This window comes from Mahella sp. (assembly GCF_020054945.1).
Classification (GTDB): Bacteria; Bacillota; Clostridia; order Mahellales; family Mahellaceae; genus Mahella.
On the sequence record NZ_JAIHAU010000032.1, the window covers coordinates 1 to 21,187 of the forward strand.

16 protein-coding genes, 3 tRNA genes and 1 pseudogene are annotated in these 21,187 nt (G+C 40.3%); 16 read left to right on the forward strand and 4 right to left on the reverse strand.

What is annotated here, in order from left to right:
• Window positions 1-812: 812 nt before the first annotated feature.
• From JG770_RS07235 to JG770_RS07280, 10 genes and pseudogenes are all read left to right on the forward strand, one after another.
• A complete protein-coding gene (locus JG770_RS07235) occupies window positions 813-1,823 on the forward strand; it encodes a sugar ABC transporter substrate-binding protein (RefSeq protein WP_291957097.1) in 1,011 nt (336 codons plus the stop codon).
• 137 nt (window positions 1,824-1,960) lie between these two features.
• Complete coding sequence (locus tag JG770_RS07240) at window positions 1,961-3,421, forward strand: sugar ABC transporter ATP-binding protein (protein WP_291957155.1); 1,461 nt, start codon at window positions 1,961-1,963, stop codon at window positions 3,419-3,421.
• 26 nt (window positions 3,422-3,447) lie between these two features.
• The gene (locus JG770_RS07245; protein WP_291957100.1) at window positions 3,448-4,464 is read left to right on the forward strand and encodes an ABC transporter permease; all 1,017 of its coding nucleotides are present in this window, start codon (window positions 3,448-3,450) and stop codon (window positions 4,462-4,464) included.
• Between the two features lie 891 nt (window positions 4,465-5,355).
• A pseudogene (locus JG770_RS07250) lies at window positions 5,356-5,513 on the forward strand (DDE transposase); the annotation flags it as partial.
• A gap of 121 nt (window positions 5,514-5,634) precedes the next feature.
• Window positions 5,635-6,603, forward strand: coding sequence for a sugar ABC transporter substrate-binding protein (locus JG770_RS07255; protein ID WP_291957106.1), 969 nt, complete (start codon window positions 5,635-5,637; stop codon window positions 6,601-6,603).
• A 12-nt stretch (window positions 6,604-6,615) separates the two neighbouring features.
• Window positions 6,616-7,938 carry a sensor histidine kinase gene (locus JG770_RS07260; protein WP_291957109.1) on the forward strand — a complete coding sequence of 441 codons (1,323 nt, stop codon included), beginning with the start codon at window positions 6,616-6,618 and terminating at the stop codon, window positions 7,936-7,938.
• Entirely contained in the window at window positions 7,931-8,611 is a 681-nt protein-coding gene (locus tag JG770_RS07265) for a response regulator transcription factor (RefSeq protein WP_291957112.1), read from the forward strand. Before JG770_RS07260 ends, JG770_RS07265 begins: the two co-directional genes overlap by 8 nt.
• Window positions 8,604-9,917: a sugar ABC transporter substrate-binding protein gene (locus JG770_RS07270; RefSeq protein ID WP_291957114.1), complete on the forward strand. Its 1,314-nt coding sequence runs from the start codon at window positions 8,604-8,606 to the stop codon at window positions 9,915-9,917. Before JG770_RS07265 ends, JG770_RS07270 begins: the two co-directional genes overlap by 8 nt.
• 41 nt (window positions 9,918-9,958) lie before the next feature.
• Entirely contained in the window at window positions 9,959-10,966 is a 1,008-nt protein-coding gene (locus tag JG770_RS07275; protein WP_291957117.1) for a carbohydrate kinase family protein, read from the forward strand.
• A 654-nt stretch (window positions 10,967-11,620) separates the two neighbouring features.
• Window positions 11,621-12,466, forward strand: coding sequence for a class II fructose-bisphosphate aldolase (locus tag JG770_RS07280; RefSeq protein ID WP_363320959.1), 846 nt, complete (start codon window positions 11,621-11,623; stop codon window positions 12,464-12,466).
• 1,064 nt (window positions 12,467-13,530) lie between these two features.
• Here JG770_RS07280 and JG770_RS07285 read toward each other — a convergent pair.
• The 4 genes from JG770_RS07285 to JG770_RS07300 form a co-directional block, all read right to left on the reverse strand.
• Window positions 13,531-13,623, reverse strand: a complete 93-nt coding sequence (locus tag JG770_RS07285; RefSeq protein ID WP_291957120.1) for a hypothetical protein — start codon at window positions 13,621-13,623, stop codon at window positions 13,531-13,533.
• 139 nt (window positions 13,624-13,762) lie between these two features.
• Window positions 13,763-14,185, reverse strand: coding sequence for a hypothetical protein (locus tag JG770_RS07290; protein ID WP_291957123.1), 423 nt, complete (start codon window positions 14,183-14,185; stop codon window positions 13,763-13,765).
• A 45-nt stretch (window positions 14,186-14,230) separates the two neighbouring features.
• Complete coding sequence (locus JG770_RS07295) at window positions 14,231-14,464, reverse strand: hypothetical protein (protein ID WP_291957126.1); 234 nt, start codon at window positions 14,462-14,464, stop codon at window positions 14,231-14,233.
• A gap of 486 nt (window positions 14,465-14,950) precedes the next feature.
• Window positions 14,951-16,846, reverse strand: coding sequence for a cell wall-binding repeat-containing protein (locus JG770_RS07300; RefSeq protein ID WP_291957129.1), 1,896 nt, complete (start codon window positions 16,844-16,846; stop codon window positions 14,951-14,953).
• A 276-nt stretch (window positions 16,847-17,122) separates the two neighbouring features.
• Between JG770_RS07300 and fusA the strand changes: the two genes are divergently transcribed.
• From fusA to JG770_RS07330, 6 genes are all read left to right on the forward strand, one after another.
• A complete protein-coding gene (fusA, locus tag JG770_RS07305) occupies window positions 17,123-19,159 on the forward strand; it encodes an elongation factor G (protein ID WP_291957132.1) in 2,037 nt (678 codons plus the stop codon).
• 163 nt (window positions 19,160-19,322) lie between these two features.
• Window positions 19,323-19,411, forward strand: a tRNA-Leu gene (locus JG770_RS07310).
• Window positions 19,412-19,431: 20 nt separating this feature from the next.
• A tRNA-Met gene (locus JG770_RS07315) sits at window positions 19,432-19,508 on the forward strand.
• 1 nt (window position 19,509) lies between these two features.
• A tRNA-Met gene (locus tag JG770_RS07320) sits at window positions 19,510-19,586 on the forward strand.
• 182 nt (window positions 19,587-19,768) lie between these two features.
• Window positions 19,769-20,245, forward strand: a complete 477-nt coding sequence (locus JG770_RS07325; protein WP_291957135.1) for a DUF4164 family protein — start codon at window positions 19,769-19,771, stop codon at window positions 20,243-20,245.
• Window positions 20,232-21,140 (forward strand): hypothetical protein, encoded by a 909-nt coding sequence (locus JG770_RS07330; protein ID WP_291957138.1) that lies wholly within the window; start codon window positions 20,232-20,234, stop codon window positions 21,138-21,140. Before JG770_RS07325 ends, JG770_RS07330 begins: the two co-directional genes overlap by 14 nt.
• Window positions 21,141-21,187 lie beyond the last annotated feature (47 nt).

The window sequence follows — 21,187 nt, forward strand, 5'->3', positions numbered from 1 at the left end:
ATATTCACTCAGATGCTTGGCTTAAGCACACTGGCTTCAATATCATCGACCTGCTGGAAAAAAGATCTACGGCAGCATAAGCGGTATAACGGCATAGAGCTGTAAGACTTAATGCGCTTCCTAAAATCTGCCTATAGAAGGCAGGTTAGCTTTGCTATGCCTTTTTTACCCTCTTTTTGAGCCAGTCACACAATTATGCGGTTTTCAATGTGCAATAACTCCAATTTATGTCATATTATGCTATGGTTTAACCCTTTGTTAGGCTCTATTCCGAAAGCTATACAGGTTATGCTGGAAATCTATTGAATTCCCAGTTAGTTTTCGAGAGCCTTCTTAATATTAAATTTAATTTACAAAGGGATCCTATCCTTTTTCTTTATATATTTCAATGTTAATAATTGCTTATATACCCATTATATGCTCATCGAGGAATATTATGTTTCAATAAAATTACATACGCCCCTTAGAAGATTTGATGCTTGACAAATGTATGGAGTATGAGCAAAATTCATATCGATAAACAAATATATTGCTCGGGCTATGATGCAATACCCGGGCAACGGGTGGGAGAAGAGATATATGATAAAGCTTGAAAGACTTACCAAACAGTACTTACGGGGGTGTAGAAGGTCGGCTACTCGATTAATGGTTAGCCCCCTACCCGATTTTATATCAATCATATTTTACAAATTATGGGATATATGAGATTTTCGAAAAAGAATATTACAAATGTAATGTCGTTATCATTACATAATGCAGGTGAAAAAATAAGTTCAATGAATTATAATGAAAAAAAAAAGGAGGAAATCCAAATGAAGAAAAAATTACTTAGTGTTCTGTTATGTGCTGCATTGCTTATAAGTTTGTTGCTAAGCGGCTGTGGACAGCCGAAACAAGCTCCCGGCAACGAATCTACTCCAAGTCCTTCGGCAGAAGGGGCAGGGCCTCTGGGGGAAAGACCGGCAGATGGATGGACTTTTGGTTATACTTGCATGGATGGTACAAATCCGTTCTTTGTGACTATTGAAGAGACTATCAGAAAGGAAGTAGAAGCAAGAGGAGATAAATTAATTACTACGGACCCCGCTAATGATGTTACTCTTCAGATTACACAGATAGAAGACATGATTACTCAAGGCATCGATGCAATCTTCTTAAACCCTGCAGAAGCAGAGGGTATTCTGCCTGCTCTTGATATGTTAAAAGAAGCAGGGATACCAATCCTTAATTTTGATACTGAAGTAGCCGATTTATCTTATTGTTTTTCTTATGTTGGTTCTGATAACTACAATGCCGGTTATGTATGCGGTGAAGACCTGGTTAAAAAGATCCCGGAAGGAGGTCCAATTATTATACTTGACTCTCCTACAATGAACTCCATTAATGACAGGGAAAAAGGATTCAAAGATGCAATTGCAGGAAAAGGATTTGAAATTGTTGCAGAACAAGATGCAAAAGGGAATCTTGAGGTAGCAATGGGTGTTGCGGAAGACTTGTTGCAAGCGCATAGCGATGTAGTAGCAATCTTTGGCGGAAATGATCCTACTGCACTTGGTGCTTTGGCTGCTGCAAATGCTGCTGGACTCAAAGATGTTCTTATTTACGGTGTGGATGGTTCACCGGATATTAAAGCAGAACTTGCTCGAGGAGATTCTTTGATTGAAGGTAGCGGTGCGCAATCTCCTATTAATATTGCAAAAATTTCTGTAGATGTAATGTATAAGTATCTAGCAGGAGAAGATGTCGACGACAGGTATCCTGTTGAAACATTCCTTATTACAGCCGACAATGTAAAAGAATACGGTGTAGATTCTTGGCAATAAAATTCCCAATAAGGGTTGTTGCAAAACGTACTACATATAATTAAATTGTTGGACGTTTTGCAACGCCCCAATTCACTATATGTTAGAATAGTTGAAGGAAAGTGGGTGATTGGTTGGATACAAATGTTTTATTGCAAATGAAGAATATACATAAAACATTTCCTGGTGTTTATGCACTGAAGGCAGTTGATTTTGAGTTAAGAGCCGGTGAAGTTCATGCAATTCTCGGTGAAAATGGTGCCGGAAAATCAACCCTGATTAAAGTATTAGGTGGAATCTATACTGCAGACCAGGGAGAAATATATATTGAGGGAAAGAAAGTAGATATTAAAAGTGTTAAAGACGCACAGGAAAATGGAATTGCTATTATTCACCAGGAACTGGTATTGGCACCTTACATGACAGTTGCTGAAAATATCTTTCTCGGAAGAGAGCCTATGAAAGGGAAATTTGTAAATACTACAAAAATGTATGAAGATGCCCAGGAATTAATTGACATCTATGGCGTCAATATTGATGCAAAAACGTTAGTAAGGAATTTGACAATTGCGCAGCAGCAGATGGTTGAAATCATCAAAGCCATATCCTATAATTCGAAAATCCTTGTTATGGATGAACCAACCTCTTCCATTTCAGATAAGGAGGTTAAGTTCCTTTTTGAAATCATGCGTACTCTTACTGCAAAAGGGGTAGGCATTATCTATATTTCACATAGAATGAGCGAACTGGCCGAAGTATGTGACCGTGTTACTGTCATGCGTGATGGTTCATGCATCGGGACAAAAGTTGTGAAGGAAACCACCAATGATGAGCTAATATCAATGATGGTAGGCCGAGAGCTGAAGAACTATTATACAAGGGATTATCAAGAAGACGGAGAAGTAATATTAAAGTGTGAGAATATCTCCGACCATAAAATGGTTAAAAGCGCAAGTTTTGAAGTAAAAAAAGGAGAAATAGTCGGATTTGCCGGATTGGTAGGTGCCGGAAGAAGCGAATTGATGAAATGCATTTTCGGCTTGACAAAGAGATTCTCTGGAGATATTTATATCGAAGGTAAAAAAGTAGAAATCAAATCCCCTTATGATGCCATAAAACATGGCATTGCCCTGGTGCCTGAGGATCGGAAAGCGGAAGGATTATTTCTCGTGCAAAGTGTAAGATTTAACACAACAATCGAAGTATTGAATGAATTTATTAAAGGTATTGCAGTTAATCGTCAAAAGGAAGATGAAATAACCCAAGAATACATTGACCTGATGTCGACGAAGACCCCTTCCATGGAACAGCCGATAGAAAAACTTTCGGGTGGGAACCAGCAAAAAGTTATGATTGGCAGATGGTTAGCTACTTCTCCTAAAATATTAATATTGGATGAGCCCACCAGGGGCATAGATGTCGGCGCAAAATCAGAAATATATGCAATTATGAATAATCTTGTGAAATCGGGCATGTCGATTATTATGATATCTTCTGAAATGCCTGAGATTATTAATATGAGTGACCGAATTTATGTTATGTGTGATGGTAAAATAACAGGATGCCTGGGACACGAAGAAGTTACACAGGAAAAAATCATGAAGTTGGCAGTAAAATAGTTCTATGTATTTAAGGAGGAAATGTAATGGACAGGGTAGGAAGCAAAAATAGGAAAAGTACAATTGCTCTTTTGAAAAATGGTATGATTCAATGGTGGAAAGATAATCTGGGAATTATTATCGCCTTTTTAGTATTGTGCCTGATTTTATCTATAAATCCTATTACCCAGAATTCATTTTTGACCTCAAAAAATATATTCAACGTTCTAAGACAGATTTCAACAAATTTATTTTTGGCCTGCGGCATGACGATGGTTATCATATTAGGTGGAATAGATCTGTCTGTCGGCTCCATCATTGCATTATCAGGGTGTCTTGCTGCTGGTGCGGTTGTCCGCTATAATCTGCCTTTGGGCGTTGCTCTATTGGTAGGAGTCCTATTTGGTTTGGTTATCGGTATTTTTAATGGTATCGTTATTTCTAAGACAACAATTCCTCCATTTATCGTGACATTGGCTACGATGAATATTGCTAAGGGCTTAGCTTATGTTTACACAGGAGGTTCGCCGGTAAGAGTCGTCACAAAAGAGTGGCAATTTATTGGTGCAGGATATATTGGTGCTGTTCCTACTCCTGTAGTCATCTTAATAATTGTTTTTATTGTAACAGCAATTATAATGAATAGAACGAAAATGGGCAGGTACCTATATGCAGTTGGAGGTAACGCTCAGGCCGCAGAATTTTCCGGTATAAAAGTATCGCGTGTAAAATTTTTTGCGTATGCTTATTCGGGGTTAATGGCAGGACTGGCAGGAATTGTTTTAGCTTCCCGTATGTATTCGGGACAGCCTACTGCAGGTGAAGGCGCTGAAATGGATGCAATTGCTGCCGTGGTAGTAGGCGGAACTAGCATGTCAGGTGGTTACGGAAAGATTGGTGGCACTTTAATCGGAGGTTTGATTATTGGAGTTTTGAATAACGGATTAAACCTTTTAAACGTAAATTCCTTTTGGCAATACGTTGTAAAAGGTGCTGTAATACTGTTGGCCGTTTTTATTGATTATATCAGGCAGGAAAATAAAGACAAGATAAAGATAAGATGAGCTAATTGCGTTGTCTGACAAGGCAGATAAATAGCGTTTTAGCGGATATAGGAGAAAATATTTTACCCCATGTACATGCCTAAAATTAGCGTGGTGTTAAATATTGTAATAGCAAAAACTAAAAATTCATCCCAACTAAAAAAATGGAAGCCCCCCTAGTTTATGATATAATAAATATTGAAAAAAATAAAATACAAAAAGTGGGGGTGTACCGGTTCGGTGTTAAATATATAGCTCGGTGAGATACCGAGTCCGGCAAAGTCCAGCCAACAGCCGGTACCCGCTTCTGGAGCCGAAACCGCGAGGCGAGGCTTAAGCGTGAAGATGGGGAGCAAGAGAGCCGCAATGCGAAAGCGTGAAGCGATTCAGCCTCGTTAGGAGATTAAGTCGAAGCCGATGCCCTCGCTACGGCAGCAGGCAGCAATCCGCAAACGACATGGCAAGAATGCGGAGGTTCGACCCGGGGTCTTAGAGCGCGGCGAGCTTGCGAGGTATATCTGGCGTACCCGGGAGGTCTCGCAGGTTCTCGAAAGAGTATGGGAGGTAAGCGTTTTGTACACGGAGCCAAGCAAATGACACATGAGAAGTCGGACTGACTCATAGTAACAATGAAACGCGCGAAAGTGTGCGGAGCGAAAGGGTCAGCTGCCGCGATATCGCTGCAAAGGGGAACACACTGATGCACAAGAGGCATATAAGCTGTGGAAACGACTCAATGCAGAAGCATACGCAATCCTAAACATTGCGGTGTAGGGGCGGCAGAAGAGCCGTATGCGGGAAAACCGCACCTACGATTCTGTGAGAGGGCAGTAGGCAATTCCCTCACGATAACAAATTATTTTGGGAAGGAGAGTCGAGGCTGTCTACTCGACAGAATGTCATGTAAAATAGGGCATAAGGATACCCTTAAGAGAAGATGGAAGGATATTTACACCCATTGGCCGTTCGAGCTCAAATTGGAAAGAGAATATGACAAACGGACGACAGTGGAGCGAGTAAACAGCAGGTTAGACGCATCATTCGGGTTTGAGCAGCACTACATACGCGGCAAGAATTTGAACGAAAATATGTACAGCGCAAATAACTCAAAATAAATTAAGCTTTAGTGTAGATATATGTATGTTATTATATTAAGTAGGTATGGTCATGTAATTTAGGAGGTAGAGACAAATGATGAAAAAACTTAACAGAAAACTTTTATTAATTATCGTGTTAATATCCGTTGCATTAATAATTTTATTAGGATATAGCGAATTATTCTATCAAGTTGAAGCCTCAAGCGATTTACCCAGAAAATTCGGTGCTACCTACATGACCATGAATAATCCTTATTTCGATATATTAAACGGTGGCATTAATGAGGTGGTGGAGGCAAACGGAGATTATTTAATTACGAGAGACCCTGCACAGAATCAGGAGAAGCAAAACAGCCAGATTTATGAAATGATTGAGGAAGGCGTAGAAGCAATTTTTTTAAACCCGGTTGACTGGAAAAAAGTAAAACCAGCGTTAATTGCTTGCAAAGAAGCAAATATTCCTGTATTCAATGTGGATACCTTGGTTTATGATACGGAATACGTAGTTTCGATCATTGCATCTGACAATTATAATGCAGGAGTCCAGTGTGCAAGGGATATGATGTCAAAACTGGACTCTGCAGATATTGTAATATTGGATCAGCCGATTATTAATTCTGTTACACAAAGGATACAAGGATTTAAAGATACTATTCAAGGCAACGAGAATTATCGGGTCGTTGTCCAGAAAGCTGCAGGAGGAGAGCTGGAAATAGCTATGGAAGTTATGGATCGCATTATTGAATCCGGAGTATCCTTTGATGTTGTAATGGGAGGCAATGACCCAACGGCATTAGGCGCGCTGGCAGCGCTGGAATCCCATCATATGACCGGGAATATTTTGATCTATGGTGTGGATGGGTCTCCCGATGGCAAAATGATGATCAAGGAAGGATACCTGGAAGGGACGAGCGCCCAATATCCCAGTGAGATGGGAAAGATTGCCGCAGAAGTGGCTTATGCATATTTAAACGGGGAGAAAATTGAGAGAAATATAGTTGTCCCGGTAACGTTGATAACGAGAGATAATCTGGACAATTTTCCTATTAATGAATGGCAGTGAGGATTTTGACTTATGCAGGGGAAAAAATTTATATATTTCAAAATATTAATGATAGTAATCAATTTAATAGCAGTTTTGTTTGTAACTATATTTATATATATTACAACTCAAAAAATATGCAATAACTTTATTGCAAGAGAATTTATCAATACGGTTGATGCTTTGCCTTGGAAGCCGTTTAGAAATATTATTATATCAGCCTGCTTATTTGGTATGCTAATATTTTCTTTTATTATACGAGAATTTATTTATCCAAATAACAGCAGGGTAGTATATCTGACGCTGCTTATTGACTTTATTACTAGTATTATAACTATTTGTATTTTAAATTTTAATTATAATGGAATACTTTTCCTTGTAATGGCTAATATAGTGACGTATACGAAAGGAACCAAGGCAAGGTATTTATTAATGCTTATTTCCGTTATGGGTATTCTTATCGCTGACTATGAAATGATCTCGATTAACTTTAAATTATACTCCATCAATGATTATATCAGCTTTTATGATTCCATGACACAGCAGTATTTATTAGGTTTTTACAACACGGTTGTTTCTACTAATATATTAATTTTTATCATTTATTGTATTTATGTGATCCAAAACCAGAGGGGAACGATAGATGAAGTAAATAACTTGTATAACCAGTTAAGAAAAGCTAATGAAGATTTGCAGAAGGCTAATGAACAGCTCAAGGAATATTCCAAGATTACGGAAAAAATGGGTGAAACAAAAGAACGAAACCGTCTTGCAAGGGAAATACATGATACCATAGGACATACCCTCACGGGAATATCGGCAGGCATTGATGCTTGTATTACCATGGTGGAAAAATCGCCTGAAGGAACAAAGAAACAACTGGAAATAATATCAAGAGTAACAAGAGAAGGTATTAATGAGATACGTCGATCAGTAAATAAACTAAGACCGGATGCCATCGAAAGGCTGAATCTGGAATCAGCGATTCATCAAATGATTATCGAAATTGAATTAATGACAAATACACATATATACTTTGAATCTGATGTGAAAAATCTGAAATTTGCATCAGATGAAGAAGACGCAATCTACCGGGTGATACAGGAAAGTCTGACCAATGCGATCCGTCATGGCAAAGCAACACAGATATGGGTACATATCAAAGGTGGGGAAGGTGAAATAATACTTACAGTTAAGGACAATGGAATTGGCTGTAAAGATATGAAAAAAGGATTTGGCACAATACATATCATGGAAAGAATAAAAATGCTGAATGGTACTGTAGGGTTTGATGGTACGGATGGTTTCACAGTAACCGCACGAATACCAATCAGGTGGGGTGAAGAATATGATTAAAGTATTAATTGCAGACGATCAGGAACTAATTCGTACAAGCCTTCAAATCGTATTAAATAACCAGGATAATATTGAAGTTACGGATGTTGTTGCAAATGGGCTGGAGGTAATGCGGAGCGTACACAAGAACAAGCCTGATGTCATCCTGATGGATATTCGTATGCCCAAAATGGATGGGGTACAATGCACGAAGATTATAAAAGAAAATTATCCCAATATTAAAATCATTATATTGACTACTTTTGATGACGATGAATATGTATATAACGCTTTAAAATACGGCGCCAGCGGTTATCTACTAAAAGGCGTTTCAATAGAGGATCTGGTAAAAGCAATTCATACGGTTTATAGTGGAAGAGCAATGATTAATCCCGATATTGCTACCAAGGTGGTTAGATTATTCTCTCAGATGGCAAAAGGTGATTATACGATTGAGGTAGGAAAAAGGGGAGTAGAAGAATTAACAAAGACTGAATGGAAAATAATTGAACATGTTGGATATGGTTTTTCCAATAAAGAAATTGCCGATACGCTGAATCTATCTGAGGGAACGGTAAGAAATTATCTCAGCACAATATTAAGCAAGTTAAAATTAAGAGATAGGACCCAGTTGGCCATCTGGGCAATCCAATCAGGAGTAGGCAAAATAAAGATGGAGCATCATTATGAATAGAATTAAATATATAATAATTACAATAGCTGTATTTGTTATGCTAGCAGTATCTGCAGCCGCTTATATCAATACCAACACTAAATCCATAGTTCTTGAATTTGGGATGTTTGCTGGCAGCAATTGGGATGTTGCGAATGCCAACAGCTATGTAATTATTGACAAGGCAATTGAACGGTTTGAAAAAAAGCACAAAAATGTAAAAATCCATTATTACAGCGGCATTCTGAAGGATGATTATTCAGAGTGGTTTTCCAAGCAGGTGTTACTGGGCAAAACACCTGATGTGTTTATGATTCTATCAAATGATTTTAATCAGTTTGCTTCATTGGGAGTATTAAAGAACCTGGATGAATTAATCAATAATGATAAGACGTTTAATAAAGATAAATATTTTCAAACAACCCTTTTGGCCGGCGAATACCATGGGATTCAATATGCACTTCCTTATGAAGCGGTTCCTACCCTTATGTTTGTCAACAAGACATTGTTGGAGAAGGAAGGGATCGATGTTCCAAGCAGCGGCTGGACATGGGGTGATTTATATGAAATTTGCAAAAAAGTGACAAAAGATATTAATGGGGACGGTATTCTGGAACAATTCGGCATTTATAATTATGAGTGGTTGGATGCCGTGCGTACCAATGGGGCGGTCTTGTTCGACGAAAATGAAATGAAAATTGATCTTTCGGATGAAAAGGTGGTTGAGGCGGTTAAATTTATAAAAATGTTATACGACCTGAACCAGGAACAGAATGTTATGAAGGAGGACTTTGATAGTGGTAATGTAGTATTTATGCCGCTTTCTTTTGCAGACTATCGGACATACAAGACATATCCGTATAAAATCATGAAATACTTGAATTTCCAATGGGATTGTATAACATTTCCTGCTGGTAAAGATGGAGGAAACATATCGGGAGTCAATACCCTTTTAATGGGTATAAGCAGTAAAACTGCACATGAGGAATTGGCTTGGGAATTCTTGAAACTATTGACTTATGATGAAGAAATACAAATGGATATCTTCCGTTATTCCCAGGGAGCTTCCGTATTGAAAAATGTTGCCGGATCGCAGAAAGCCGAACTGATTTTGCAGGAAGATATGGAAGAGAGCGAAAAAGTTATTGATAATGTATTGCTAAGCAGAGTAATCGAAGAAGGTACCGTCGCTCCCAAAATATTAAAATATAATGAGGCTATTACAATAGCAAACAATGGTATTCAAGAGATTATAAGATATGATAAAAATGTCGAAAGTTCTTTAAAGATACTGGAAAGAAAAATCAATCAATACCTGAAACAATAAAACCATAATTGAAAAAATAAACTAAAAAGGAAGTGTAAATTATGGAAAATGGTATCGCAATTGCAGGCACGATAACGGTGGATTACAATAAAGTGATAGACCGGTATGCCGAAAAGGGAATGTTAAGCAACATCCTGTCCTGCACTAGGGGTGTAGGGGGATGCGTGGCCAACACCATTATCAACCTTGCCAAAATTGACCCTACAATTCCTCTTTATGCGTATGGGGGAATTGGTAACGATGAAAATGGCGAATATGTTTTAAAAATTCTTAAAGAACACGGAATTAATACGCAATGGATAAAAATATTTGATGGTGAATTAACCGCGTTCACCGATTGCATGACTATTGAAGCAACGGGAGAGCGAACCTTTTTCTTCGCCAAAGGTGCAAACCGGCGCTTTTCATATGAAGATATCGATTTCGACTCTATTAAGACCGATATGTTTCATATGGGGTACGCTTTATTGATGGACTCTTTTGATAAGGAAGATCAGGAATACGGAACGGTGATGGCAAGGACATTGGCTAAAGTACAGTCAAAAGGGATAAAAACCTCCATCGATTTGGTCAGTGTAGATAATGAGAGATATTCAGAGATAGTTCAGGCCAGTTTAAAATATTGCAATTATGTTATCATTAATGAGATTGAGGCAGGGAAAGCAGTTAATATCAGCCCATATGGTCCAGACGGGAAAATCGATGAGAGGCTCATTAAAAAGATCTGTGAAAAAATATTAGAGGCAGGTGTTAAGGAACTGGTTGTCATTCATGCCCCGCAAGGCGGATGGGCAATGACTTCTGACATGGAATTTTTCAGGAGTCTATCACTAAAGCTTCCGCTGGGGTACATAAAGGGAAGCGTAGGAGCCGGTGATGCTTTCTGTGCAGGTATGTTGTATTCCATTTACAAAGAATTATCCATTGAGGAATCCCTTAAGATAGCCTGTGCGGCTGCAGCCTGCAATTTATCAGAAGTAGATTCTATTTCTGGAATGAAGAACATCGAAGAAATAAGGAAGCTATATGAAAAATATAAAGCGGTATAAAGAAGATATAAAAAGTTATTAAAAAACAGGACTTACGCAAAAGTCCAATGAACCTTGAAAATTTAATATTTTATGCTACAAAGTTTTTAAAGATGGTTGTTCTAATGCTATCCTTGCTTATTACTTTTTGCATAAATTCGCCTTTGTTGAGGGAAGTATATACTGTAAATACCTTATCTCCTGATTCTATCGTGAAAGTGATTTGAGGTAATTTACAGCATCTCCTATAGCTTCAAATCATTGCGCCATGAGACACTATCCTACTTTATGGGCTACCGATAGAGCATTAGGTATTTCTACAGAAATAAGGTCTATGCAATAAGCAATAATAGCCAAGGTTACTCCTTGCCTAAAGGGGCTAAGGTAGTTGCTATCATTCAAAAAGTCAATGAGTTTCTTGTTGAAAGCATATTTATTAAAAAACAACTTGTTCTCTTTTTGCAACCGAACCATCTCCATTCTTAAATTTATAGAGATAGTTTGGCACAGTTGCGGTCAGCATATTGCTGAAGATGCTTACTAAGCGCTATAGAACAACCTTTGCTTGCAACCTATCTAGCTTAAATATTGAATTCAAAGTATTTACGTTAAATTGCGTAACTCCTGGAAAATATAAATGTCTGAAAACAGGCAATAAAATTGGAGATGAAAAAAATGTTGGTTAACTTGCAGGAAGTATTATCTTATGCAGAAAAAAATCGCTGTGCAATCGGTGCGTTTAATACCCCGAACTTAGAATGTATTATGGCTGTTTTGCAGAATGCTGAAACCTATCGGGTTCCGGTGATTATTGCTCATGCGCAAGTCCATGAAAGCATTATGCCTTTGGACACAATAGGCCCCATTATGGTTCTTTGCGCCAAAAGAGCAAAGGTTCCCGTATGTGTTCACCTGGATCACGGTGAATCCCTGGATTATATAGAAAAAGCCTTGGAATTAGGATTTACTTCGGCTATGTACGACGGCTCAAGGCTTACTTTTGAGGAAAACATGGAGAACACTCTGAAAGCAGTTAGAATGGTAAGGAAATATGGAGCAGGAATCGAAGCGGAAATCGGAGTCATGAGGAGCAGCTCAGACAGCAGTGAAGGGTCTAAAGGAGAAAAAGGTATTTATACGGATCCGGAAATCGCTAAAAAATTCGCAGAAATGACGAATGTGGATGCCCTTGCCGCTTCTTTTGGAACGGTCCATGGTATTTATACGGAAAAACCGCAGCTGGATTTCCAAAGAATTAAAAGGATAAAAGAATTAACCAGAATCCCATTGGTTATGCATGGCGGATCAGGCGTGAGCAGGGAAGATTACATAACGGCAATAGAAAAAGGAATTCGCAAAATAAATTACTATACTTATATGTCTAGGGAAGCTGTATTCGCTGCAAAAGAACTGTTGAATGGACAGGAAGGTGTTCTGTACCATGATATTGCTCTTACAGCGGTAGAGGCTATGAAAAAAGATTCAGGAAAAGCAATGAAAGTATTTTATAATATACCTTAGATTAATGTAAACTCGTTTCATTGTCTTTAAAGAATGTTAATCACAAGGGAATCTATGATAATAGAAGGTTCTCGAAAACTAACTGGGAATTCAATAGATTTCCAGCATAATCTGTATAGCTTTCGGGATAGAGCCTAACAAAGGGTCAAAGCATAGCATAACATGACATAAATTGGGGTTATTGTACATTACTATGAAAATAGCCAAATGCTATTTCCATCCATGGTTGTGATTGTAAGATCATGAGCCGTTGAAAACCGTATAATTGTGTGACTGGCTCAAAAAGAGGCTAAAAAAGGGCATAGCAAAGCTAACCTGCCTTCTGTAGGCAGATTTTAGGAAGCACATTAGGTCTTACAGCTTTATGCCGTTGTATCGCTTATGCTGCCGTAGATCTTTTCTTCTCCAGCAAGTCGATGATATTGAAGCCAGTGTGTTTAAGCCAAGCATCTGAGTGAATATTTATTGCAGACATAGTCGCCAAAGCAAACCTAATCCTAGAGCTTCTGCTTCTGTATGCTTCAATATCATAATCAATAAAAAGCCTCTTGCTGTTTCTTTCAGCTGTGGTATGCTTTTTATACATCTGGCGAAAAGCCTTGCTATCGCGAGGTATCGGCGGATTCATCCCCGGACTTAAGATAAACAGTCCTACTATAAGGCGAGTCAGTGCATTTGCAAGGCTTATCGATGCGATTGTCAACGAAATTTTGATTCACCTTTGCAGGATTTAAAAGTAAATTCTGCAAAGGTGAGTTCTTTTGCTTCTTTTTTTTGAGTCCGAGGCAAACTAAACGATCGAGCTCCACGGTTCCATCGGGGGAGCCGGTCAGGTAAAAGCGATAGGGATAAATTCTTCAGGGACTAACCCGCGAAGTCTTTATGTTCACGCTTTTCATCGACCCTCGACAAGACCGGGTCCCAAGGAAGTATAATATTTTTGGCGAGGGTTGGGGGTATTTTGGTTTCTGCTTCCCTTCCGTCGCCCTCTGCATCTTCTGATTATCCATTTGGGTGTTCTTGTCAAGGGAGACTGGAGGCTCCCGAGTGGCCTGAGCATGGCTTTATCCTCGCTGAGCTGCTGTTTGCTGCTTTAAGCGGTATGACGTACCGTTCATATTGAGTATATGGGCTCTAAAGGTTAAACGGTCTATCAAAGCTGTTTTGCATAGAGGCGTATAAGCTCCTTTTTGGGATTTATCTCACTCATGGTTCTTATCACCTCCTGCCAGAAGTATATCATAAGAACTCAATGATATCTCCTTAACCAGTATATCGGCTGGGAAGGGTATAACATTATCCATACTCAATGGCAAAGGCATAGTGAGCCTTAAATACCCTAAACCGTTCCTGTTCTTTGGTTACATGGGTACCCCAGCCTTCTTTTACAGCAAGCCGGGCATTATCGAAGATTTCCTTCTTGGGAACACCACCAAAGTGTTCAAAGCCAGCCCTATGGCCTTCCAAGAAAGATTCCTCATTCTCTCTGGCAAAAGCCATGACAAAGATATCGCAGCTAAAGCACAGGCGCATACAAAACAGATGTATATTTTGTTTTACGCCTCTTATATATACCTTAGCCATTCCCCAATCTACCTGTACCGCTTCGCCAGGGTCAAAGGATAAAGGAATATAGGTGTTATTAACGTTTTGTCGCAGTTGCTGGACATATCGCCTTATGGTGGACTCTCCACCGGTAAATCCTTTTTCCTCTACCAAACGGTCATAAATCCTTTTTGCCGTATGTTGCTGCTTTTTGATGCCTTATTGTTCATCCTGTTCCAGACAGGAACGAATAAACTCGATTACCTTAGGAGTTACCACCGGAGCAACCCTTTCTTGGTAAGGTTTGCGTTGTCCCGGTAGGCAGGCACCTTGGCAATACTTTTTGACAGTATTGTGGGAAATCCCTAGCTGTCTGGCAATATTCCTTTGAGAGCAATGCTCTACGGCATAAAGCTGACGAATTTTTTCATATAGATCCACTTCAATTGTCACACTCCTTAACCTCCTGTATCATGAGTTTTCTGTGTTTATAATACAGGATTTTTAGTCTTTAGTGGATCAAAAATTCGTTAGCGCTTGACCCATTTTTGGCTCACTTTTATTATAGCGTTCATAAAAGACCCAATTTTATACGGATATATATGATCGTATAGAAACAAAACCTGTCGATTGATATGTTTTAAGAATAATAGGCGCAGGAACCTGCGCCTATTATAATAACCGCCGATTATTGTGCAGAGTTACCGCAGGCCCAAAAGGCCGATAAAATATTATCATGCGTTTTTATAGGAGAATAATCGGTCTTTTTGGGGTCAAAATTAAGAAAAAGCGGCATAAAATGCAATATAAGACACATTATCATGAGTTATTATATTGCATTTTATGCCGCATCAGAACAAGGTTATTTTCTTTATAAAGAAAATAAAATCCTACAATAAAGCAAGATACATTTCTTGCTTTATTGTAAAATAGCTCGGTCTATGGCCGTGGCCCCGGCTTGGGGCATGCCGGGTATTTATTTCTATCCCAAAAATGATCTTTACCTATTTGCGCATCGTTCAAATTAAAATAGTCATATCTTAAAATATTTTTGTCGTTAGACGTTACAGGCTCATCCCATGTCGTATCTAAATGATAACATTTACCGTTTATCTTAACTATATTCCATGCATGTCCGCCTCCCTCCACAACTGTGCTTTCTATACCAGCCATATTAAGCAATAATTTGGTTGCCCATGCATAACCCTCACAAACAGCAACGCCCTTTACCAAAGCGCCGTATGGAGAGTAAGATTCATCAGGAACAGTGTTGTTATTATAATTTTTGATATCATATCGGACATTATTAACTATATAATCGTGTACTGCTTTTTCTTTCTGCAAATCTGTCATGCCTGGTTTGATTATCTTGCTTATTATAGTTTTGGCTTTGTTATAATATTCTTTCATCTGTGTGGAGTTATCGGAAATTACAAAATCAACATGAGAGCTAATTGCAGCTGAAAGCTGTTCCTTATTATAAACTATAAGTCTGCCACTGGCGTCTCTTGCATCTATTTCGACTGGAAAAATTTCGGAGCTAACCAATATATTTTCATTAGCATCTAATGCATGAATTTTTGCTAAATAATTTCCTTTGTCGCTGGGAGAAGCACCAAGAAAGAAAGGAATATCAAAAGATGCCTTTCCATCGTCATTCAGTGAAAAACCGGTAGTTATCCAACGATACTCCTCAAAAGGGGACAAAGAATCTCCTGTAGGATAAGAAAAGGACATTCTATAAAGAACCGCACCTAGCACATTATCTGTAATAAAATCTATGGTTTTTGTTATAGAACCGTCATATTTCACCTGGTCATTAACATCCATTTTATATATATTAATTATTTCAGGGGTGAAGAGTTTGAACACAGTCGTATCAGAAACGACACCTTCGCCGCCTGCAACCGTCACCTTATCAATAGTAAGACCTGAATTTATTATATAGGCCGACACGCCTTTATCGACTTTGTCTTTGCCGCATAATAACAGCGGCTGGCCTTTCTTGGCCGCTAGAGGCGCAACAGACAGTGCATCGGCATAATCATAGCCGGTAGCGACAAACGTGCCGTCTGCAACAGCACCATACGCTTTGGCTATCTCAAGAGCGGTCAGTTCTCTGTTGCCGCCGTATATCCGCCTGACGGATATGCCCATGCTCTTGAGCTTGTCGACTATAGCCTGCGGTATAATTTTGTCGCCGCCCAACACATCAACCTGCTCTATCTGCATATCTTTCAGAGCCTGAAGCGTGGCAGCCGGAATTGTTGAGCCATAAACAAACAATACAGGCATGTTGTTGGCAGCGGCAATCGGGGATATAGCCAGCGCATCCGGAAAATTGCGGCCGGTTGCTATTACCGCTTTGCCTGTCGGCGCGCCAATGATCTTCGCTATTTCAGCTGCGGTAGCCGCTCTGTCTTCGCCATATACCCGCTCGACGGTTATGCCGTTATCCTCCAGCGCTTGTTTGACACTGTCGGATATCACTTTAGGGCCGCCTAATATATACGCCTTTTTCGGTTTCAGCCGGGCTATTTCCTGTTTAACCGCATCCGGCAGTTTGTCTTTTCGCGTAAGCAAAAGAGGCGCATCGAGCTTGTATGCCAAAGGCCCGCCGGTTAACCCGTCCGGGAAATCATCTCCCAGGGCTATGACCACTGTATCAGCCGTCTGCCAGCCACTTTTGCTTATAGCGGCTGATGTTCCATACCTATCGGCGCCCTCCAGACGCTGATACGCAGCTGCGGCATATGTAGGCGCTGCAATTATGCCCGAGACCAGCGTAAGCAGAAACGCTATAACCACAATGATTGCAAATATTCTTTTACGCATTGTTTTTTGCTCCTTTCTGTATCACGCGTATATCCATATTATACAATATATATCAAGAAACCAGCAAGCGCAGAATGTTCCCGTTGTTTTTTGTTTTACAAGAACCAGGCAATGAAATTAGTTATAACGTTCGAGAAATGGGACTTTTACTTTTTCATTTGAGGCGTGTAAATAAGGTTAAATTTATGTTGAATTCGTGTTAAATTTATATTAATTTTATGATATAATGAAATCAATGGCGGAAGCTAAATATTTCGAATCAGGGGGAATGTTGCTTTGAAGGATTATCATGCTGATGAATTGAGGAATGTAGCTTTGGTAGGCCATGGCGGCGATGGCAAGACCACCGTAGCTGAGGCGATGTTGTATTTGGGTAAGGCCACTGATCGATTTGGTAAAGTGACCGAAGGCAATACGGTATCGGATTACGATCCTGAAGAAATAAAGAGGAAGATATCGCTGAACACCTCTGTATTACCTGTTGAATGGCGTAACTGCAAATTAAACATAATAGACGCCCCAGGGTATTTCGACTTTGTAGGAGAAATGCTGGAGGGCTTGAGAGCCGTGGATAGTGCGATGATAGTGGTTAGCGCCGTATCTGGTATAGAAGTCGGCACAGAAAAAGCATGGGATTATGCCGACCAATATGGCTTATCTAAAATGGTGTTTGTTAACCAGATGGATAGAGAAAATGCTGACTTCGATAAAACGGTATCTCAGCTCAAGGATAAATATGGCACTCATATATTGCCATTGCAGTTGGCTATTATGCAAAACGATCATTTTACTGGATTTATAGATCTGATCGATCTCAAAGCATATGCTGTAGATAATAATGGTCAAACCAAAGAAATCCCTATCCCTCCCGATATGAACGATGGCGTACAGGAAGCGCGCGAAGCCATTATAGAGTCGGCTGCTGAAGGCGATGAAGCATTGATGGAGAAGTTCTTTGACGGCCAACAACTTACCATCGATGAGATAAAGCGGGGTATAAAAGCAGGCGTTCTGGATGGTTCTGTAGTACCCGTCTTGTGCGGTGCCGGATTTGTTATGGCAGGCATAACTCAGGTTATGAATGCCATAGTAGATTATATGCCTTCGCCTAAAGACAAAGGGGCTGATGAGAACAAGCCATTTTCCGCTATAGTATTTAAAACAGTGGCTGACCCGTTTGTAGGTAAACTCTCACTTTTCCGTGTGGAATCAGGTCATTTAACGTCTGATACTGCTGTGTATAATTCTAATCAGGATAAAACCGAAAAAGTTGGACAAATATATCTGATGAGAGGGAAAAAACAGGTACCGGTAGATGCTATAAATGCCGGCGATATAGGTGCTATAGCTAAATTACAGTATACTGTTACAGGGGATACATTATGCGATCCCGCGCATCCTGTTAAATTGAAAGGCATAGAGTTTCCCGCTCCGGTTATATCTAAAGCGGTAGAGCCTAAATCCAAAGGTGATGAAGACAAAATATCAATGGGGCTGCATAGGCTGGCTGAAGAAGACCCCACATTTACGGTAGAAAAGAATGTGGAAACCGGCGATATGCTCATATCGGGTATCGGGGAGCTGCATTTGGAGATTATAACCCAGAAACTTCATAGCAAGTTCGGTACTGATGTCATATTAAGGGATCCTAAAATACCCTACAGAGAGACCATTCGTAAATCTGCCAAAGCAGAAGGCAAGCATAAGAAACAGACCGGCGGACACGGCCAATACGGCCATGTATGGATTGAATTTCAGCCGTTAAACGATCCCTCGGAGACGTTTGTGTTTGAAGACAAGATAGTGGGCGGCGTGGTACCGCGTCAATACATACCTGCGGTAGAGAAAGGCCTTAGGGAATGCATAGAGCATGGTGTGCTGGCAGGATATCCGTTGATAGGCGTTAAAGCTATCCTATACGATGGTTCATATCACCCGGTGGATTCTTCCGAAATGGCATTTAAGGTGGCAGCCTCGCTGGCATATAAAAAAGGTATAGCAGAAGCCGATCCGGTTTTATTGGAGCCTATAATGCATGTAGAGGTTATCGTTCCCGAAGAATATATGGGAGATATAATGGGCGATATAAATAAGAGACGGGGCCGCATACTTGGCATGAATCAGGTAGAAGGCGGTTTACAGCAAATAGTGGCTGAAGTACCTATGGCCGAGATGTTCAAATATGCCACAGAGCTCAGATCTATGACGCAGGCCCGAGGGATATTTACAATGAGATTTGAGCGCTACGAAGAAGTACCCTCCAATATAGCTGTTAAAATCATAGAAGAAGCCAAACGAGAACAACAGGAATGACTGTTCGGGTGCCGTCGCGCATAGGCGACGGTACCTATCCTATTAGCCTGTGTTATACTTGAACAGTAATCAAAAGGAAGAATAAGGATAAAAAAATATGCTGTAATGCCTCTTGACAGGAGCATTACAGTGGTGTACAATAGTTGTTGCTGGTCAAAATATTGCCGGAGTGGCGGAACTGGCAGACGCACGGGACTTAAAATCCCGCGGCTCGAGAGAGCCGTACCGGTTCGATTCCGGTCTCCGGCACCAGCAAGTTTATTAGATATCATCGCGGGGTGGAGCAGTCAGGTAGCTCGTCGGGCTCATAACCCGAAGGTCGAAGGTCCAAATCCTTCCCCCGCAACCATGGCGGTGTAGCTCAGGTGGCTAGAGCATGCGGTTCATACCCGCAGTGTCAGTGGTTCGAATCCACTCACCGCCACCACACGTCGCGATCCTTTTTGAGATATGCATTGATCATATCTTCCGTGATTATAGACGTATCAGGCTTGTTTTTTAATACATGTAGCTGCAATTCTAATTCGTTACATTATATACTAGTGACTTTTTCTATAAGCAGCGTTATAATAATATTAGCAAATTTTGAGCAAAGGAGGACCGGTATTTATGCTAGATGAAAAATTCATAATGGATGGTTTTGAGCGCGTGCTGGATGCTATGGATAATATGGAGCGGCGTTTCAATGAGCGCATAGATGGGCTTGAGCAGCACTTTAATGAACGCATGGACAGGCTTGAGCAGCGCATGGACAGGCTTGAGCAGCGCATGGATGGGCTTGAGCAGCGCATGGACAGGCTTGAGCAGCGCATGGATGGGCTTGAGCAGCGCATGGATGGGCTTGAGCAGCGCATGGACGGGCTTGAGCAGCGTATGGACAGTGTGGAAGGCGATATGGCAGGGCTAAAGCAAGGACAGCAAATGATTGTGGAGCGTTTGGATAAAATCGAGGATAAATTTGAAATAATATTGGAAATGTATGGTGAGCATGAGATGGAATTAAGGGATATTAGAAAGCGATTGCGGCGTTTGGAGGATAATTATACTAGCATATTAAAGGAGGATGGTACATATGACAATGATTGATGTGCATAAAATTCATTATGCAGGGTGGGATAACTGTGTTCAGGTATCCAACGGAATAATTGATATAGTGGCTACTACCGATGTAGGCCCGCGCATAATACGTTTCGGCTTTAAGGACGATGTAAATGAATTTTGCGAAAGAAAGGATCAGGTAGGCAAGAAAGGCGGGGATGAGTGGTACATATATGGCGGGCATAGACTGTGGCATAGTCCCGAGGTAAAGCCGCGTTCCTATATTCCTGACAATAAGCCGGTGGCATGGAGCATCATAGATGATGGAATAAAACTCAGCCAAGATACTGAGCCGGAAACCCATATAAAAAAAGAAATGGAAGTAACGATGGCTGCCGATAAAGCTGCTGTCAATATAAAACATAGGCTGATCAACGAGGGGCTTTGGCCTGTTCGATTGGCGCCATGGGCATTGACGGTTATGGCTACCGGGGGAAAGGAGATAGTACCTCAACCGCAAAAGGATACAGGCCTGTTGGCCAATCGGCTTTTGGTATTGTGGTCTTATTCAAAAATGAACGACCATAGGGTGTATTGGGGCGACAAATACATAACACTGCTTCAGGATCCGGATTGTGAACCGCCGTTTAAGTTTGGCCTTTCAAACGAATATGGCTGGGCAGCTTATGCCAACCACGGCCATATGTTTGTAAAGCGGTATGAGCATCAGCCTGATGCTGCCTATCCTGATTTCGGTGTATCGTTTGAGACGTATACCACGGACTTTATGACCGAAATAGAGTCGTTAGGTCCCATGGTAGAGCTGCAGCCCGGTCAATCGGTGGAGCATGGTGAGGAATGGTTGCTATTTGATAATATATCCATGCCTTCTGATGATGAGCGGCAAATCGACGAGTTAATCAAAGCCGTTGGCTTGAGTTAAACAAAAGAAAATTTTACGCAAAAGCCCTTTATTTTTTATTTATTGAT

Coding starts and splice junctions, on each gene's coding strand:
- JG770_RS07255 (WP_291957106.1), top strand. CDS start 5,635: ATGATGAAAAAACTTAACAGAAAACTTTTATTAATTATCGTGTTAATA.
- JG770_RS07330 (WP_291957138.1), top strand. CDS start 20,232: ATGACAATGATTGATGTGCATAAAATTCATTATGCAGGGTGGGATAAC.
- JG770_RS07325 (WP_291957135.1), top strand. CDS start 19,769: ATGCTAGATGAAAAATTCATAATGGATGGTTTTGAGCGCGTGCTGGAT.
- JG770_RS07245 (WP_291957100.1), top strand. CDS start 3,448: ATGGACAGGGTAGGAAGCAAAAATAGGAAAAGTACAATTGCTCTTTTG.
- JG770_RS07235 (WP_291957097.1), top strand. CDS start 813: ATGAAGAAAAAATTACTTAGTGTTCTGTTATGTGCTGCATTGCTTATA.
- JG770_RS07300 (WP_291957129.1), bottom strand. CDS start 16,846: ATGCGTAAAAGAATATTTGCAATCATTGTGGTTATAGCGTTTCTGCTT.
- JG770_RS07270 (WP_291957114.1), top strand. CDS start 8,604: ATGAATAGAATTAAATATATAATAATTACAATAGCTGTATTTGTTATG.
- JG770_RS07275 (WP_291957117.1), top strand. CDS start 9,959: ATGGAAAATGGTATCGCAATTGCAGGCACGATAACGGTGGATTACAAT.
- JG770_RS07260 (WP_291957109.1), top strand. CDS start 6,616: ATGCAGGGGAAAAAATTTATATATTTCAAAATATTAATGATAGTAATC.
- JG770_RS07280 (WP_363320959.1), top strand. CDS start 11,621: ATGTTGGTTAACTTGCAGGAAGTATTATCTTATGCAGAAAAAAATCGC.
- JG770_RS07240 (WP_291957155.1), top strand. CDS start 1,961: ATGAAGAATATACATAAAACATTTCCTGGTGTTTATGCACTGAAGGCA.
- JG770_RS07265 (WP_291957112.1), top strand. CDS start 7,931: ATGATTAAAGTATTAATTGCAGACGATCAGGAACTAATTCGTACAAGC.